An 18813-nucleotide genomic window follows, 5' to 3' on the forward strand; every position below is an offset into this window, starting at 1 on the left:
TAAAACAATAGGTGAGTGGAGCGTAATATTTTAGACTATACAAATGCGATTATCCAGTGGATGATTGTATTTGGATACAACACTTTACTAAATGCATGTTTCGAATCGTATTTAGCTAATAATGTCCACAGGACATTCTCTTAACGCTAAATAATCTAAAATTTAGCGAATGAGCCGTTAATTGTTTCCAAAATTATATGCAGCCTTGAATTTTTGTTTCTTTTGTTTCAAGACAAAAGATATAGAAACTTAAAAAAAGCCCATTTGGAATTCTAAATATAACAAGTGCATAGAATTTTATTTTTACTCACGTATTTACTTAATTAGATAAAACTTTAAATGAGTTCGTGAATCTCGTAAAAACTCGATTTCTCAAAATTTATGCTCTTGTGGCAATCCACGAGAATCGTCTAAAATTTTTTATCACGTACATTTTGTCGTTTACGCGATTTTTAATAGAAGTAAAAAGCTAGCTTTTATTGTGCGGCTGGCAAGCGGCTGTAAATTGCATATAAAATAAATTACAATAGTAATTTGATTTTATCAACGCAATCGAGCGTTTGACAGCGGACATTTGACATACTATTCAATTAAAAGCATCCAGTGGATGGTTTTAGTTGGATACGCAATTAGTTCTGTAGTTTGTTTAAACTAATAGTTTCAAACTCACAATTAGCTTGTACATAATCATTAACGTTATAGAACACTGCGTGATTCTAGAACTATGATTATGTCAAATATCACTGAAAAGCGCTATTACGCTAATTGTTGTATTATGTCCTATAATTTACATTATGTAAAATAGTATTTTAATAAATTAGAATAGTCTAAAACATTGCTTTAAGTTCTGCTAATTCCTTTTCTAAAACAGCTTCCATTTCTTCAAGCTGTCCGTCGTAACCATTTGTATACAAAAATTTCATGTGTACCACGCGATTTCTATAATCATCAGAACCAAAATATTTATATTCCTCTATTGTAAAACTAGAGTTATCTATTACTAATTTCTCGTACCAATTAAAATTATCTTTTATGTAGCGTAAGTTTGCAATGAGTTCATTTTTAATAATATCTTCCATTGGCCGTAATCCAAGCTCTACAGATTTATAGACTTGTTCAATTTGCACTAACTTATTAGAAATATCAGAATTAATTAGCGATGCTTTTTCAATAATTGATGATACAATTGGGTTTACAGGTAAAAATTGAATGTTTATAGTAACCAAAAACGGTGCTTGCAATACGGCATTCAATTTTTCGGAGTCGGTCTTATCTTTTTTTAGATATAAATCGTAGAGTTTTAAATCTTCGGCAATTGCAGATCTCACCTCTTTAATAATAACGAGATCTTCTTCTATTTTCTTTTCAATTTGTAATGCGATTTTTCTTGTATCTTCTTCAAGCGTCTTGTTTTCATTAAAGTTATTAATGGTTACTGCAACCAAAATACCGATAACAACAAGTAAAATTTCCCCTATAGCATAAGCCAAATAATTTTTTAGACGCTTCCCTTCTATCATTTTAAATCGTAATCCGTTAAATAATTTCATATAATATTAAAGAATTTTACTATGAGTTTACAAAATACATTTTCATTGAACCTCTATTTTTTACATCGAGCTCACCACGATATTCACAATCAAACTCAGATTTGAGAATATTATAAGTATCTTCAGAAATGTTGATACGTCCTGGTTTAGAATTACTTTCCATACGTGATGCAATATTTACAGTATCTCCCCAAATATCATAAGCGAATTTTTTAGTACCAACGACTCCAGCTACTACAGGTCCTGTGTTAATTCCAATCCTAATATCAAAATCTGCTGTTGTAATATCATCGAATTTAGCATTGGAGACAAAAGCATTCATTTCCTTAGCAGCTAATACCATCTCTTTAGCTTGGTCCACATTATCATAACTCAAACCACCAACAGCCATATAGGCATCTCCAATAGTTTTAATTTTTTCTAGACCATGTTTTTCCATGATTAAATCAAACTCAGAAAAATAATAATCTATAGTTTCTACGAGCTTCTCTGGTGAAAGATTCTCAGCATAACTCGTAAACCCTTTAAAGTCGGAAAACAAAACAGTAACCGAAGGATACTTTTTAGCCGCTACTCTACCCTTATCTTTTAGCTCTTGAGCGGTTTCTTCTGGCAGAATATTAAGCAGTAATTTATCTGAACGGTCTTTTTCAGCCGCAATTATTTTATTGGTCTTCTTTACAAATTTATTTTTCTTAAATAAATTATAGGCTAATATACCAATGAGGAATAACACACCAATTGTTGACCATAGCATAATGCGTTGCGTCTTACGCTTTTGAGTTTCAAGTTCTAATTCAGCTAATGTTTTACTGTTTGTAGCATTAGAAATTTTCTGAACCTCTTCAATATTTCGGATGCTATCTCTATAAATAATATAGTCCCGATAATAACTTAAAGCAAAGTCTCCATTGCCAGCTTTTTCATTGAGTTCAGAAAGTTTAAGGTTAGCGTCTCTTATTTGTTCCTTTAAACCATAGGCCTTTGCTAAATTTAAACTACGATTAGCAAATTTAAAAGCCAAATCAAAATTTTCCTTGTCAACATATATATCAGCTAAATATGTTAAATAAACAGATATTGGATAATAATCTTCTAAACCTTCTAGAATACTAATGGCTTCATTTATTTTATCTTCCGCGAGTTCATCTTTATTTTGCTCGGCATAAACCATTCCTATATTTCCTAAGTTGTATGCTTTTCCGACTAAATAATTTCTTTTTTCAAAAATAGTACTAGATTCTTCAAAATATAACAATGCCTTATTATACTCTTCAATTCTAGTTAGCCAATCACCAGCATTTAAAAGTGCAGATGCTAAATTCAATGAATCCGGAATCTTCCTTAACAACTCAATTCCCTGAATATAGTGTTGCTCAGCAAACTCATTGTTCTCCATAAGAACATAAGTATCAGCTATAGAAACCTGAAGTATTCCTATAGTATTTTTATCTTTAGTCTGTTCTGCATACTCAAGACCTTTAAGAAACGCTTCTATAACCTTTGAATTTTCTCCCTTAATGAGAAACGCATTTCCTTTCGCTAGGTATCCAATTTTAAGAGCTCTTAAAGCAGAATCTTTTGGTTTTAAATTAACAGCTTTCTTAATAAGGATATTGGCATAATATAAGGCAGAGTCAGGATTAACTTCAGATTCGGCAATACGAATTAAAAGTAAATGTTCAGGAATCTCGTATTTACCTGATTGGTATAAGGCTTTTAAATGATCTGCTTTTTTTTGGTTTTGACCACAAATCTTTTGTGTACAGAAAAAAATAAGACCTATACAGCATATATAGGTCTTTATATTGTTTAACATCATCATTATCTTGCGTGAGATTTCAATCTTAATCTTGGATCAATCGTAAAACTCCGCGTACTAAAAGGCATAGGAGCGACATCATGCCATTGGTTCGCCCTATAATCTGACATATACTTTACCTGAGGACCTGAAAAAACGATTGGACCTCTGGTGCCATTTCCAGATATACCCTCAATAATAAATGGTACTGGAGCAACTTGTGTCCACGGACTTGAATTATATGATGTAATGTATGCTACTTGTGAACCTGCATATATAACTAAGCCGTTTGTTCTGCTACCAGATATACCTTCAACATCAAATGGAGCTTGTATTATTTGCCAGGTATTAGCTTCATAATTACCCATATTAGCGATTTGATTTTCAGCAAACACAATAGGTCCACCATAATAATCACCAGTTATACCTTCAATATCAAAAGGAGCATTATTTACTTCTACCCAAGTACTTTGCGCACTATAATGCAAATAAGCCACACGGTTACCTGAGTAAGCAAGAACACCTTTAACATTATTATTACCAGCTATACCTTCAATAGTAAAAGGTGCAGAAGGTAGTTCTGTCCATGTATTACTTCCGTAGCCATTCATGTAAGCTACACGATTACCTGAAAAAATAATTGGTCCATCAGTATTATGACCTGCAATACCTTCAATTTCAAAAGGCGCTTCTGCTACTGTATGCCAAATATTGTCAGCGTAACTATTCATATAAGCTACAGTTTTGCCTAAATATACGATTGGTCCATTTTCATTACTACCAGCCATACCTTCATAACCATTGAGGCCTATTGTAATACTATAATTTTCCTCATCGTCTTTTTTTAGAGAATTATCATTTCTAATTTTAGAAGTATAAACATTATGTGCTCTACCACGTTTAAAATCTTTTAAAATAGACTTTCCTCCTTCTCTTTTTACGTTCTGAAAAAACACGACTGTACTTCCACCATTTTTAGGAACAGCAGTCCATGTTATCACTTGATTTTTTTCGACTTCAGTTAAAAAATTTGCAGGCGCACAAGGATCTTGAATTGGCCCACCTAGATCTTCTGAAAATACAACTGAACAATCTTTGTTTGATTCAGTGATGTTGTCTGTGTCTACAGTAACTGTGATGTTAATAGCGTCATCTGTTGGATTACTCATAATTTTTTGTTTTTAAATTAATTAATACTAATTGTTAAGGGATAAAAAAACGGGGAATTATGGGACTGTCGGATAATATGCAGGTTTAGAACACCTGCTTTTTAAAAAAGTTTTCTTTTATTTCAGTGGGTATAAAAAAATAAGTTATCATATTAAGCTTGGTTAGCACATATAATAAGTAGCAGAAATTTATAAAGTGTTACACTTTAGTCAATTAAAAAATAAAAATGAGATAGATTTTTAAGGAAAATAAATTTAGGTATTATTATGGTATTATCCTAATAGATCTCAATAATAACGCTATAATTAGAAATAAAAACATCCAATACATAACTACAAAAAAAGCCCATCACATAGTGATAGGCTTTCATAACTTAGGTTAAGCGATATATTTAAATAACTTTTACGTTTATGGCGTTTAATCCTTTTTTTCCTTCTGTAAGATCGTATTCTACTTTATCGCCTTCACGAATTTCGTCTACCAATCCAGAAATGTGAACAAAATGTTCCTTGTTTGAACCTTCTTCTGTTATAAATCCGAAGCCTTTTGCATCGTTGAAGAATTTTACTGTTCCTGTACTCATTGTATTATATTTAATTTATTAATAATACTATGAGTTATTCAACAAGTGTGCCACAAAATATAAAGTGATTTAAAATGCCCGAAATTAGCGTGTTAGTTTACGAAGTGCGACCCATTGTTTTAGCATTTCTCTAGAGTCTACAGCAGGATAACCCAATACAGTTTTCCCAGCGGCAACATCATTCATAACACCAGAACCTGCACCAACAGTTGCTCCAGAATGTATTGTAGTATGGTCTTTTATAGATGCAGATCCACCTATTATTACTCCATCTCCTAATGTTACAGAGCCTGCAAGTCCACTATTACCAGCCATAATACAAGAACGACCAAGCACACAATTATGTCCAATCTGCACCAAATTATCGATCTTACAACCATCTCCTAATTGTGTAGAACTAAATTTACCGCGATCTACACAAGAATTTGCTCCAATTTCCACCCCATTACCAATCACCACATTTCCTATATGCGGAATTTTAACCAATCCTCTACCATCATCACTTGGACGATAGCCAAAACCATCTGCTCCGATACTTACATTATTATGAAAAATACAATGCGCACCAATAACAGAGCGTTCTCGTATTATTGTGCCAGACCATACAGTCGTGTGGTCTCCAATTGTGGTTTCGTCTAAAATAGTTACATTAGGATATACTGTTACATTCTCACCTAAAACAACATCTTTGCCAATATAGCAACCGGCTCCAACTCTACTTCCACTGCCAATTTTAGCAGAGGCATCTATTACAGCGGCAGGATGAATTTCGGTTTCAAAGTGTGGAGGTTCAGGTGTGAATTCTTCTAATAACTTAGCCATAGCTAAATCTGCATTTTTTACTTTAATCAATGCACGATTATCACCTGGCTCAATATCTAAATTAGCATTAACAATGGCTAAACTTGCTTTAGAAGTCTCCCAAAGTGCTACATATTTTCGGTTACCAATAAAGGTAGCCTCATTTTTATTTGCTTTTTGTATTTGCTCTAATCCTGTTATCGCATTGTTAGTAGCACCAGAAATTTCACCATTAATAATGGCATTGATATCTTGAATTGAGAATGATTTCATTAGAATACTATTGTATATTGATTATAAAACACACAAGGTAATACTAATAAACTAGCTTTAGTACTACATTGTAATTTCTCTAAAAACAATACCCAAAGCTGTTTGAATATCAATAACCTTTTGCATTTCACCAGGAATTATTAAAGCTATCGATTGTCCTGTTTTACCAGCTCTTGCTGTTCTTCCACTTCTATGTGTATAGTAGTCTAAATGCTCTGGTAATTGATGATGCAATACAAATCCTAAATTACGAACATCTATACCTCTTGCTGAAACATCTGTTGAAATTAAAACTTGTATACTTTCATTTTTAAATGCTCGCATTACTTTATCACGGTCCTTCTGCTGCATATCACCTTCTAACGCACCAATTGCATAACCTTCTTGCTGCAATTGTAAGGCAAGGGCTTTAGTACCTGCTTTTGTTCTGCAAAATATGATACCTCTTTCGTCTTGGCGCTTGTCTAAAATTCGGATAATCGTATTCAACTTATCCTTTATCTGTGTAGAAATGTAGTGATGCGAAATATTTTCATTAACCAAAGCATTTTTGTTCACCTCAATTTTTATGGCATCTGGCGACATGTAATTTTGTATAATGTGTTTTATTTCTTCTGGCATTGTTGCAGAGAATAGCCACGTATTCCTTTTGGAGGTATTAAATTTTAAGATTTTATTTAAATCTTCTTTAAAACCCATGCTTAGCATTTCGTCAGCCTCGTCGAGTACCAATATTTTTACATTAGAAATATCTACTGCTCCACGTTCTATTAAATCGAGTAGACGTCCTGGTGTGGCAACAACAATATGCGTTGTTCTGGTCAATGCCTTAATTTGCCTATCAATCTTTTCACCTCCATAGACTCCTTCAGCAAAAATTTTTCCATCTATATATTTAGTAAATCTAAAAAGCTGCTTCTGTATTTGCTGTACCAATTCTCGAGTAGGCGCAATAATTAGAGCTTGTACATCAGAATTGTTTTTATCAATATGATGCAAAACAGGTAAACCAAAGGCTGCCGTTTTACCAGTACCTGTCTGAGCTAAACCAATTAAGTCGGTTTTAGATTTTAATAATACCGGAATTACAGTTTCCTGTATCTCTGTTGGGTTTACAATTTTAAGCTCTTTTAAGCCTTTTACATAGGATTTATGAATACCTAATTCTGAAAATGTTGCCATACTGTAGTCTTATAGCGCAAAGGTAACTTTACTTTATAGATTGCACTACTCCTCTGGCGGAAATCCGTGAATTTCTTCAAACTTCTCATCAAAATTAGCACGTAAATAAGAATTGAGTTTTTGCTTATAATCATCTTTTAACCACTTCAAAAAATTACCTGTGCTCTTACTAATGCACTTCGCATAGATTTCTATTCGCATATTAATATCATCCTTAAGCATTTTAGCTAAGCCTAATGCATCATAAACATCCTCACTGTTCTCAATACAGATTTTTGCGTGCTGTTCTATAGAGCGTTCTAATACTACTTTAGAAGATTCGCCTTTTGCTACTGCATCTTTATACGTTTGCTTTATATCAAAGTAAGTTTCTTCAGATTTTGCAAACTCTTCTTTAATTTCATCTGCTAAATCGTGCTTAAAGTTGGCTTCAATAACTTCATCACTCTTTATACGATCTGCATACCAATTTGGTGATTTAAAAATTAATTGCCAATCTAAATCCGCTCCCCAAGGTCCAAATCTATATAGATTGTTTCCTAAATCTATGGTTGTAAACTTAGCTTTACTGTTAAGGATACGCGAGCCACGACCAATCATTTGATAGTATAAGGTTAGAGATTTAGTTGCCCTATTTAAAATAATTGTATCTATTGTAGGTTCATCGAATCCTGTGGTTAAAATACTTACCGAAGTTAAAATGGCATCTGGTGTTTCATGAAACCATTCTAAAATTTGTTTTCGTTGCTTCTTAGTTGCTGTATTGTCTAAATGCATAATAGGTAAACCTGCTTCTCTAAAAGCGTAATACACATTTATTGAAGTATTAATACCATTATTAAAGATTAATGCTTTTTTACCCATTGAATGCTTTTTATAGGCATCTACTAATTTTTGAAGCATTGCAGGACTAGAATATAAATCTTCTGAAGATTTCACTGTATAATCACCATTAGAGCCTACTTCTAATGAGGTTAATCCCATATCGTAAGCGTAGGTTTCTGCACGAGCTAAAAACTCGTTTTCTATTAAATTTTCTATGGTTTCACCTGTAATAAGTTCGTCATAATTATCCTTCATAGGAAGGTCTTTGTTAGAACTTAAAGGTGTTGCTGTTACACCTAATACAAATGAATTTTCGAAAAATTTAAAAAGCTTGGTAAACGAGTTGTAATGGGCTTCGTCAATAATAACTAAACCAACATCAGAAATATCTAACATGTTATCATTTAGTCTATTATTTAAAGTCTCGACCATTGCTACAAAACAAGAATATTCAGCTTGGTCGTCTAAATTAGCTTTACTATTTACCACTTTATTGGTTACACCAAAACTGGTAAGCATTTTCGAAGTTTGGTTACAAAGCTCGACTCTATGCGTCATTACCAATACTTTTTTGTTGTGATTCTTTAAGTACTGACGAACCATTTCAGAAAAAATAACGGTTTTACCACCACCTGTCGGCAACTGATACAACAAATGATAATCATCTGGTGCAGTCTCAAATTTCTCAAAAATTTGACTGATAGCACCTTGCTGATAATCGTATAATTCTTTGTCTGTTTTCTTTTCTAGAATAGCTTGATTTGTTTTTGACATATATAGTTTTAGTCTGAATTTTTAAAGATTACAAAATTAAGCTATTTGATATGGTTCATAAAATTAATCAAAAGCATTTTTTAGCTTCGCCAAGCGCTAAGGGATTAAATAAAATATCTGTTGACACAAATGAATTGCGATTCTATTTCAGATAGGTTCATCTCTAATTTATAAAGGGTAAACACCATTAATTAAGCACTTAAACGATAATACATGTTTAGTAGCTGTAAGTTTTGATTAACACAAAGTACCAGTATACTTTTAAGCATTAGTTGCTATTAACATTTTATCTTTTCTTGTTATTAAGGATTTCGACCTATGGATTATCCTTAAGCTTATTAACAAATAGAATGCATTTATAGCAATGAAATTGAAACTCAAATCGTTGTTAAATGAAAAATTTATCTGTTAAAACAGCTTTAAACTCAAAGTTGTATCATTCAAAATTAAAGGTTAGTATTCTTGTTTTATCATGTTGTCTTTTGTTTAGTGCTGTTCCGTATTTCTTTGGTTCAGGTTTAACCACAGCAGAACCGATAGCACCTTATTTAAATAATGCTTTTCCGTCAGAATCGACAATAGATGTACAGCCATATAGAGTGGCTTATCCTAATTTATCATTTTTTTATCCTGTATTTTTTAAAGCTGTACCTAATGACGATAAAATAGTTGTTGGTCAGTTAGATGGTAATATTTATTGGATTAGCACTGATGAGAATACAACTCAAAAAAACACCTTGGTTGATCTCTCTGATGAAGTTGGCTTTGTATGGGATGGTGGACTTTTAGGTTTAGCTATACACCCAAATTACGGTAATGGCGATAATTATTTTTACATCTTTTATACAACGGAAGATTCTAACAGTAATGACTATCCGAATTCGTACCTAGGTCAAAACTGTGATTTAGAGCAGTATTATGGGAATTTCTTAATATTAGAGCGATTTGAAGTTGATCCCTCTACTCTAGCCCTAATTCCTGGAAGTAGAACCACATTAATCAAAGATAGAATGTATGGCACAACGCATAGAGGTGGTGGCATGGAGTTTGGAGATGACGGATTTTTATATTTAACAACTGGAGATCAAACAGCCTGGAAAAAGTCGCAAGATTTTATAAATAATTTAGATGGTGGTGTATTGCGTCTAGATGTAGATAAAGATCCAACTAAAAGTCATCCTGCTACTAGAACAAAACCACAAGATGTTGGCGAAGCGGACGAAATTACTGGTGTAGAATATTGGATACCTAATGATAACCCATTTGTAAATGCTGCTGGTACGAATTTTGAAGAATATTGGAGCGTAGGATTAAGAAACCCTTTTAGAATGACAAAAGATTCTGAAACCGGCAAATTCTATATTGGTGATGTAGGTCTTAATAAACATGAGGAAGTAAATATATTAGAAAAAGGTAAAAACTACGGTTGGCCAGTTTTTGAAGGCTATGCAGATGGTCCAAATGGCTGTGTCTCCGAGTTATTAAATGACATGCCTCATGAAGGGCCATTATTAGCTTTTCCTAGAGCAAATGTGAATAGTCTAATTGGTGGTTACGTATATAGAGGATCCGAAATGCCCGAATTATATGGTAAATATATTTGTGCAGATTATGGTTCTGGTGAAGAATTGTGGACTGTAGATATTGATGATGGGTCTTTTGAGCAGCTTGCTATTTTTTCTCCAGCAAATGTTATTTCATTTGGTGAAGATCATAATAAAGAACTTTTTATTTTAAAAGCAGGTGCAAATACCACTCTATATAAAATGATTTCACCGACTGCTATAGATTATGATAGTTTTCCCCAAACATTAACAGAAACGGGTGCATTTACCAACTTAAATACCTTAGAGGTAGATGATGGTATTATACCTTATGAACTTGTTGAGTCCTTTTGGTCAGATGGTGCTTTGAAAAAAAGATGGCTAGCCATTCCAAACGATGGCGCATACGATACTGAAGGTGAACGTATAGATTACTCTGAAAACGGAGATTGGGAATTCCCAGTTGGTTCTGTAATTATTAAACATTTTGAATTACCTGTAGACGATAATAATCCATCAGTGACTAAAAAAATCGAAACGCGTTTTTCTATTGTTGGTGATGATGGAAAGTTTTACTTCCTTACTTATAATTGGAACGACCAAGAAACTGAAGCCTATTTGCAAGAGGTTGCGCTAGACGAAACGGTAGACATTACAACCACTTCTGGTGGTACAAGAACACAAACATGGCATTTCCCATCTAACTCAGAATGTACAAGTTGTCACAACTCTGCAAATAAAGGAGCTCTCGGTTTAAGAAGTCGATTCCTTAATAAGGATTTAACTTATGACGCAACGGGCTTAACAGGTAATCAATTGGTTACACTAAGTCATTTAGGTATTATCGGTGAATCTATCACAGACACAGATACACCAAATATTCTTACAAGCAAATCAATTTATGATGCGTCTGCTAGTCTAGATGAAAAGGCAAGATCTTATTTAGATTTAAACTGCGCATATTGTCATAGAACAGATAATAACAATAGAGCTCAATTTGATTTAAGATTATTTAATAGTTTAGAAGCTACGGAAATACTAAATGCTGATATTCTTAGTCCTTTAAATGTAAGTCCTGATGAAGAAATAATTTTTCCAGGGAATGCCTCTAAATCGATACTATATCATAGGATTGCTAGTGTAGACCCGGTTGTAATGATGCCACCGCTATCTAAATCAGTGGTAGATACTGACGCTTTAAATATGATAGCTTCTTGGATTAACCAATTAGAAACTCCTGAAAGCACATTTAATTCGCCAGATGAAAGCACTAATTTAGCCCTATTAAAGTCAGCAACTCTTTCGGGTTCAGTAACTAATGGCAGAGGTAAATTTGAGGATATATTATATGATCCTAGAGTGAGCAACTATTATGATCCTACAGAATTTAATGAATACGGACTCGATTATACCACTAATTTAGGAACACCAACAATAGATGATGCCTTTCAATGGCAAGTAAATTGGCCAAATCCAAAGAATATAAATTACATAACTTTTGGTGGTTCTTATGCAGACGCACCACAACCTAATACCATGTGGAGAATTAGTTACCGTTTAAATAATACATGGACCATTTTAGACGATGGACAAGGAGGTTGGATTAATAACGGTATTTTTGCCTGGGATGGAACAACACAAGAACCAATACAAGCAGATGCTATAAAAGTAGAACTTTATAGTGATGGTGTTAATGAGGTTATAGGTGTTCATTTAAGAGGTCGTGGAGGTAAATCTACAGGTTTAATTGATGACAGTCTAACAACGCCAAAAGCAACATTAATACAATTTTTGCCATATACTAATTCTTGTGGTATAGCTATACCAAACGAAGCTATGGTATATTGTAATGACACTTGGTCTAATAATGTAGGGCCATCATTAACTTCAGATAATAAAAATGTTCTTATAGCAGATGGTACCTGGACAATTAATGAAGATGAACAATTTAATATTAATGATTTAGTAATTGCAAATGGCGCAGCACTTATTATAAAAGAAGGTGCAAGTTTAAAGGTAAATGGTGATTTGACTAACAATGGTTCTTTAGTATTAGAATCTATTTCTACAAAATACTCTAGTCTTATCGTAGATGGAGCGAGTGTTGGAGAAATGTCATATAAGAGACACGTTAATGGATTTGCTAGTGCCGCGAAAAATGATTTAATTTCATCACCTTTTGTAGGAGAAATATTTGGTGATTTTGCAACAGCTAACCCAAATATTTATGAAAACCCATTAAATACAGATCAAAAGCTATTCGGAATTTTTGATGAGCCATTAGGTGATTTTCTTACCTATGTAACTTCAGATATTGATGATGCAGCAGCGCCATTAACAAATGGTATAGGATTTAGAGCTGCAAGGGATGCCTCTGAAGATGCTATTGACGGTAGTACATTCACTTTCTCAGGCACATTGCGCAGTGGAGCATTTAATGTCCCTATAACCGAGTCTTCGAGTGCTTATGCAGGTTGGAACCTTATTGGAAACCCATACCCTTCTTATATGGATTTTGATACGTTCTTCGCTTTAAATGAAGATCAATTAGACATTAGCAATCATAAAGCTATTTATGGCTATGACGGAAATGCTTCAGATGGATGGATTATTTATAATAATCTAACACCAAATAGATTAATAGCTCCTGGACAAGGCTTTTTTGTTAAAGTTAAATCTGGCGGTGGATCAATTACATTTAGTCCAAATATGAGAACTTCGGGTAATTCTGATGATTTTATTCAGGGTAGAAATTCTACTTCTCATTTAGGATACATAAACCTAATGATGACTTCAGAGGTTAACACCTATACAACCGAAGTATACTTTAATGCGAATGCAAGTCTAGGTTTAGATCCAGGCTATGATGCTGCATCTTTTGATCAATCGAATTCCAACTTCTCATTACATACGCATTTAGTTGAAAATAGTGTTGGGTCAAACTTTGCTGTTCAAGCATTGAGTGGAGATGCCTTAAATAATGCTAGAATTCCTTTAGCGATTAACGCAAGCCAAGGAGACAACATCACTATAAGTATCAATGAATCTGATGTTTCGTCAGCAATTAACGTGTACTTAGAAGATACTTCTAACAATTCGTTTACGCGCTTAAATGAGGATAGTTACAATTTTATCGCTAATGCTGAAATTACTGGTGTTGGAAGATTTTATTTGTTGTTTGAAAACCAATCCTTAACTACACCAGAAGAATCTATAAAAGATTTAAATATTTTCACGGATTACGTTAATAAATCTATAGTTATAGAAGGCCCAGTATTACAAAATACTAATGCTATACTTTATGACTTAAGAGGAAGAGAAATGACTAAAAATCAATTATCTACCATTAAGGTGAGGCATGTTATAAAAACTGAGCATTTAAGTTCAGGTATTTATATATTAGAATTAAACAATAAATTAGGAAGTAAGCGTATAGAAAAATTAATTATAAAGTAAATATCTATAAAAAAAGCATCAACTCATATTGATGCTTTTTTTATTTATTCTATTTATTGTTAGTTAATTATAGTACCATCGGCCTTAAACTCGACATCCATGTTCTTTCCTTTTCTCTTAAATTCTACATCATAAAATAATCCTTTACTAGCACTTTCTACCTTTTCAATTTCCGAAATAGATTCGTCATCATACTTACTTTTAATAATGGCTTTAATAGCTTTAGGTAAATCTTTTTTCTCTATACTTGTTTCGGTCTCTACCCAAGTGCCATCTGCATTATAATCTGCTCTATATTTAACACCATCTATCTTAAAGTGTGCTTCATAATATCCATGACTATCTTTATGCCAATCTGGGTCGTTTTCATTTGGATATTTAGATTTAAACGTCTTTTTCACAGCTTCTGGAGCTTGCGCGTTCATGCTCTTATTACAGTTAAATGTTACAATTAATAGTATAATTAGTATCTTCCTCATAGTTCACTTAATTTTTTGTTACTATAACTTAACAATAATGTTTCGTAACTACAAAGATTTAACAAGACCTTATAGTTTCAGGTATTCATATTTATTTTGGAAAATAATATTAGTATTATATTTACGTTTCAATTTTTAAATCAATTATGTTATAAATGAAGTACATTCTGTTATGCATAGCATTAATTTGCATTCCCTCTATCATTACAGCGCAAGACGACAGCTTATCAAAGTCAATTAAAATTAAGGTTTCAACTACTGCTGAAAAAACATTCTTGATTGATGAAATTGAGATCCCTCTAAATTCGATTGATAATAGAGTTTACGAGGCTCCTATTGATATAAAATCAGAATACTGGGATAATACAGCGTACAATCCTTATCGTTATTCTACTACAGAATTCCCTATAAAAGTAGTTTTCAAAGACAGTTTTTATGCTTCACCTATTTTATATAAAAAAGTAATCACATCACGTTATGGTTGGCGAAGAGGACGTGCACATAAAGGCATAGATATAGATTTAGTAACTGGTGACTCTGTTGTTTCTATTTTAAGTGGTATTGTGCGTTTTGCGCGCTATAGCCGTGGCCACGGTAAAACAGTGGTGGTTCGCCACTTTAATGGTTTGGAAACAACATATGCGCATTTATCTCATATCGGTGTAAAAGCTAATGACACTTTAAGAAAGGGCCAATATTTAGGTAAAGGAGGTAATACTGGGAGATCTACAGGTAGTCATTTACATTTAGTAGCAAGTTATAAAGGAGAATACATACATCCAGATTATCTATTTAATTTCGATAGCACAAATAAAATTAGGTCTAATGAGCTTTGGGTTACAAAAAAATGGACAAGACCAAGTCATCATAGCTCGAAAAAATTAACAAAACTTAGTCTCTACAAAACTAAAGAAGCTGCTTTAGCAAGTTTAGAAAAAGAACGAAAAGTATATATTGTAAGAAAAGGCGATACGTTATCGCGCATTTCTAAACGAAATAATACATCTATATATTCTATTTGTAGAACCAATAAAATTAAAAGGTCTTCTACTTTAAGAATTGGCCAAAAGTTAATTTTAGAACTCTAAATAATTCGTTTCAAAAATTATAAATTTCTGTACTTTGCAGTTTCATTAAACTACTTACAATTTGAAAGTCTGTATTGCAGAAAAACCAAGTGTTGCAAGAGAAATTGCTTCTGTATTAGGTGCCACAACTCGGCATGACGGTTACTATGAGGGCAATGGCTACGCCGTTACATACACTTTTGGACATTTATGTACACTCTATGAACCAGCAGATTACAAACCCTATTGGAAAAGTTGGGATTTGAATAATCTGCCTATGCTTCCTGAAAAATTTCAGGTTAAAGTTTCTAATAATGATGGGATTAAAAAACAGTTTAAAATTGTAAAAGGTCTTTTCGATAAAGCTGAAGTTGTTATTAACTGCGGTGATGCTGGGCAAGAAGGAGAATTAATTCAGCGTTGGGTAATTAATGAGGCAAATTATAAGGGGAAAGTTCAACGTTTATGGATATCGTCATTAACAACTGAAGCCATTAAAGAGGGTTTTAATAATTTAAAATCATCTGAAGATTATGATAATCTATACTATGCAGGCTTTTCAAGGTCTATTGGTGATTGGTTGTTAGGCATTAATGCTACAAGATTATACACAGTTAAACATGGTGGTTATAAACAGGTATTATCTGTTGGGCGAGTTCAGACTCCTACATTGGCGATGCTTGTTAATCGATTTAAGGAGATAGAAAATTTTAAGCCACAGCCCTATTGGGAATTACAAACCCTATATAGAGATACACTTTTTAGCTATGAAGAGGGACGTTTTCTCAAAATGGAAGATGGTGAAATTTTAGCCAATAAGGTTAAAGAACACGAATTTGAAATTGTTTCTATCACCAAAAAGAAAGGAACAGAATATGCTCCAAAGCTTTTTGATTTAACAGGTTTACAGGTCTATTGCAATACAAAATTTGGATTTTCAGCAGACGAAACTTTAAAAATTGCTCAAAAATTATATGAAAAAAAGGCAGTAACTTACCCTAGAGTTGATACTACTTTTTTACCAAATGACGTTTATCCTAAAGTAAAAGGAATTTTATCAAAACTTATTGATTACAAAATACTTACATCACCTCTTTTAGATAAAAAAATTAAAAAGTCAACACGTGTATTTAATGATAAAAAAGTGACGGACCACCATGCTATTATACCAACAGGAATGCAAACGCACTTACAATATAATGAGCAACAGGTTTATGATATTATTGTAAAACGATTTATTGCCGTTTTTTATGAGGATTGTAAAGTTTCTAATACAACCGTATTAGGAAAGGCAGCTGATGTAAAATTTAAGACTACAGGTAAAGAAATTTTATCTAAAGGTTGGCGCGTGGTGTTTGAAACCGAAAAATCTAATAAGAAGCAAGAATCGTTAATACCAACTTTTAAAAAAGGTGAAAAAGGACCTCACGAACCTTCATTTTTAGAAAAACAAACAAAACCACCTAATCAATTTACTGAAGCTTCTCTCCTCCGTGCAATGGAAACAGCTGGAAAACAGGTAGACAATGATGAGTTGCGCGATTTAATGAAAGAAAATGGTATTGGCCGTCCCTCTACTAGAGCTAATATTATCGAAACACTGTTTAGACGCAAATACGTAAAACGTAATAAAAAGCAATTAATACCTACTATAACAGGTGTTCAGTTAATTGATACGATTCAAAATGAATTACTTAAATCCGCTGAACTTACTGGCTCATGGGAAAAGCAATTAAAAGATATTGAAAAAGGTAAGATTAGTGCTAATGCATTTATTAAAGGAATGAAGCGTATGGTGGAAGCCTTAGTATATGAAGTACGGAGTGAAAAGGTGCAAACCAGAATTTCTGCCGTAAATAATAAGCCAAATAAAGTTTTAAAGTCCAAATCAAAAATAAAAACTCAAAAACTCGTGGGTAGCTCTTGCCCTAAATGTAAAACTGGTGAACTTTTAAAAGGAAAATCAGCCTATGGATGCAATCTTTATGGCAAGAGTTGTGACTTTACTTTACCCTTTAGCTTTGGAAATAAGAAGATCTCTGACAACCAGTTTATGAGATTATTAAGCAAAGGCTCTACCGTAAATTTAAAAAGTTTTAAAGTTGATGGAAACTCTATTGAGGGATTATTACGTTTTGATAATAATTTTAAACTAAAGCTCGAACCGAAGCAAACTACATTAAAAGCTATTAAAGCAGATGATGTATGCCCTAAATGTAAGAATGGTAAAGTCTTAAAAGGCAAAGCTGCTTTTGGCTGCAGTAACTACAAATTGGGCTGTGATTTTAGAGTTAATTTTTAGGCTTCACAGGTATATAAAAATCCTCTTCCGAGTCTGAACTTCCATTTTTATACTTCTCCCCCATCACCTGAAAATGTGGTCTATCATCTATTATATAACCAGAAGTAGGTAACCATTCTCTCATAATTTTTTGGTAAGTAGCCGAGGCATCCATTCCTTTATGAAGAAATTTGGCGTATTCACCTTCAGGGATAATAAATGCTTTCATATTTGTCGGTATATTATTAACATCTGAAACTTCGACACAAGCCCAAATATCAAAAGCTGATTCAAAATTATTAAAATCATCATATACTTGAAGCGCTATATATTCAGTATTAATTGCATTTATAATTGACTTACGGTTTGGCATAAAGCGCTTCCATAATTCAACAATTTTACCAAACTCATTGTGATGCATGGAGCTTTTCATACCTAAAACATATTTACTAGAACGTTTTTCTATAGTTGCGATCATAAGAATTAAGCTAAAAAAAAGCCATTATCAATAAGATAATGGCTTGTATATATTTGTTGAAACGTAGAATTAAGCTTGTTTTACTTTTACGGCATTCATACCACGTTGTCCTTTCTCTAATTCAAAAGTAACTTTATCATTTTCAGCAATATCATCAATAATACCACTAACATGCGTAAAGTGTTTTTCATTAGTTTCTGTGTCAATTATAAAACCGAAACCTTTAGAACTATCGTAGAATGACACTTTTCCTTTTCTTACTGGATCCCATTCTTCGTCGCTATCCTCTTTTTGCGGCACACCGAGAACGATATTCTTGGCCTTAACCTTTATCTTCATTGAAGGATCTGGCGGTGTATCTGTTAGATTACCATTATGATCAACGTAAGCTAAAGGAATTCCTCCAGTTCCGTTTTCTTCTTTTTCGAGTTTACGCGCTTCCATCTTCTTACGCTTATCCTCTCTCTTTTTTAATCTCTTTTTCTCTTTTTCGCTTTTACTAAATGTCTGTTGTGATCTACCCATTCGTTATTTTAAAAATTTATAAAT

The 18813-nt window shown here is 33.0% G+C and carries 13 protein-coding genes; 3 read left to right on the plus strand and 10 right to left on the minus strand.

Features of this window, described 5'->3' with window-relative positions:
* Nucleotides 1-827 precede the first annotated feature (827 nt).
* The 7 genes from ACFWU4_RS13110 to ACFWU4_RS13140 form a co-directional block, all read right to left on the minus strand.
* Nucleotides 828-1550, minus strand: a complete 723-nt coding sequence (locus ACFWU4_RS13110; protein ID WP_411128607.1) for a hypothetical protein — start codon at nt 1548-1550, stop codon at nt 828-830.
* A 19-nt stretch (nt 1551-1569) separates the two neighbouring features.
* Complete coding sequence (locus ACFWU4_RS13115) at nt 1570-3375, minus strand: adenylate/guanylate cyclase domain-containing protein (RefSeq protein WP_411128609.1); 1806 nt, start codon at nt 3373-3375, stop codon at nt 1570-1572.
* Nucleotides 3375-4520 (minus strand): hypothetical protein, encoded by a 1146-nt coding sequence (locus tag ACFWU4_RS13120; protein WP_411128611.1) that lies wholly within the window; start codon nt 4518-4520, stop codon nt 3375-3377. The genes ACFWU4_RS13115 and ACFWU4_RS13120 overlap by 1 nt, the downstream gene beginning before the upstream one ends.
* Before the next feature lie 392 nt (nt 4521-4912).
* On the minus strand, nt 4913-5104 hold the full coding sequence (locus ACFWU4_RS13125; protein ID WP_411128613.1) for a cold-shock protein: 192 nt from the start codon (nt 5102-5104) through the stop codon (nt 4913-4915).
* 84 nt (nt 5105-5188) lie between these two features.
* On the minus strand, nt 5189-6178 hold the full coding sequence (gene lpxD, locus ACFWU4_RS13130) for a UDP-3-O-(3-hydroxymyristoyl)glucosamine N-acyltransferase (RefSeq protein ID WP_411128615.1): 990 nt from the start codon (nt 6176-6178) through the stop codon (nt 5189-5191).
* 63 nt (nt 6179-6241) lie between these two features.
* Nucleotides 6242-7360: a DEAD/DEAH box helicase gene (locus ACFWU4_RS13135; RefSeq protein WP_411128617.1), complete on the minus strand. Its 1119-nt coding sequence runs from the start codon at nt 7358-7360 to the stop codon at nt 6242-6244.
* Nucleotides 7361-7405: 45 nt separating this feature from the next.
* Nucleotides 7406-8959, minus strand: a complete 1554-nt coding sequence (locus tag ACFWU4_RS13140) for a DEAD/DEAH box helicase (RefSeq protein WP_411128619.1) — start codon at nt 8957-8959, stop codon at nt 7406-7408.
* Between the two features lie 392 nt (nt 8960-9351).
* On the opposite strand from ACFWU4_RS13140, the gene ACFWU4_RS13145 reads away from it, so the two are divergent.
* A complete protein-coding gene (locus ACFWU4_RS13145; RefSeq protein ID WP_411128621.1) occupies nt 9352-13959 on the plus strand; it encodes a PQQ-dependent sugar dehydrogenase in 4608 nt (1535 codons plus the stop codon).
* A 59-nt stretch (nt 13960-14018) separates the two neighbouring features.
* Here ACFWU4_RS13145 and ACFWU4_RS13150 read toward each other — a convergent pair whose 3' ends face one another.
* Nucleotides 14019-14438: a PepSY-like domain-containing protein gene (locus ACFWU4_RS13150; RefSeq protein WP_411128623.1), complete on the minus strand. Its 420-nt coding sequence runs from the start codon at nt 14436-14438 to the stop codon at nt 14019-14021.
* 155 nt (nt 14439-14593) lie between these two features.
* On the opposite strand from ACFWU4_RS13150, the gene ACFWU4_RS13155 reads away from it, so the two are divergent.
* Together ACFWU4_RS13155 and ACFWU4_RS13160 are read left to right on the plus strand one after the other, a co-directional pair.
* On the plus strand, nt 14594-15526 hold the full coding sequence (locus tag ACFWU4_RS13155) for a peptidoglycan DD-metalloendopeptidase family protein (RefSeq protein WP_411128625.1): 933 nt from the start codon (nt 14594-14596) through the stop codon (nt 15524-15526).
* 61 nt (nt 15527-15587) lie between these two features.
* On the plus strand, nt 15588-17807 hold the full coding sequence (locus ACFWU4_RS13160) for a DNA topoisomerase 3 (protein WP_411128627.1): 2220 nt from the start codon (nt 15588-15590) through the stop codon (nt 17805-17807).
* Here the strand turns inward: ACFWU4_RS13160 and ACFWU4_RS13165 are convergent.
* Nucleotides 17797-18264: a GyrI-like domain-containing protein gene (locus tag ACFWU4_RS13165; protein ID WP_411128629.1), complete on the minus strand. Its 468-nt coding sequence runs from the start codon at nt 18262-18264 to the stop codon at nt 17797-17799. The two genes, ACFWU4_RS13160 and ACFWU4_RS13165, sit on opposite strands and share 11 nt — an antisense overlap.
* A 69-nt stretch (nt 18265-18333) precedes the next feature.
* Nucleotides 18334-18789, minus strand: a complete 456-nt coding sequence (locus ACFWU4_RS13170) for a cold-shock protein (RefSeq protein ID WP_411128631.1) — start codon at nt 18787-18789, stop codon at nt 18334-18336.
* Nucleotides 18790-18813: the final 24 nt, after the last annotated feature.

The organism is Winogradskyella sp. PE311 (genome assembly GCF_046545555.1).
Taxonomy (GTDB): Bacteria; Bacteroidota; Bacteroidia; order Flavobacteriales; family Flavobacteriaceae; genus Winogradskyella.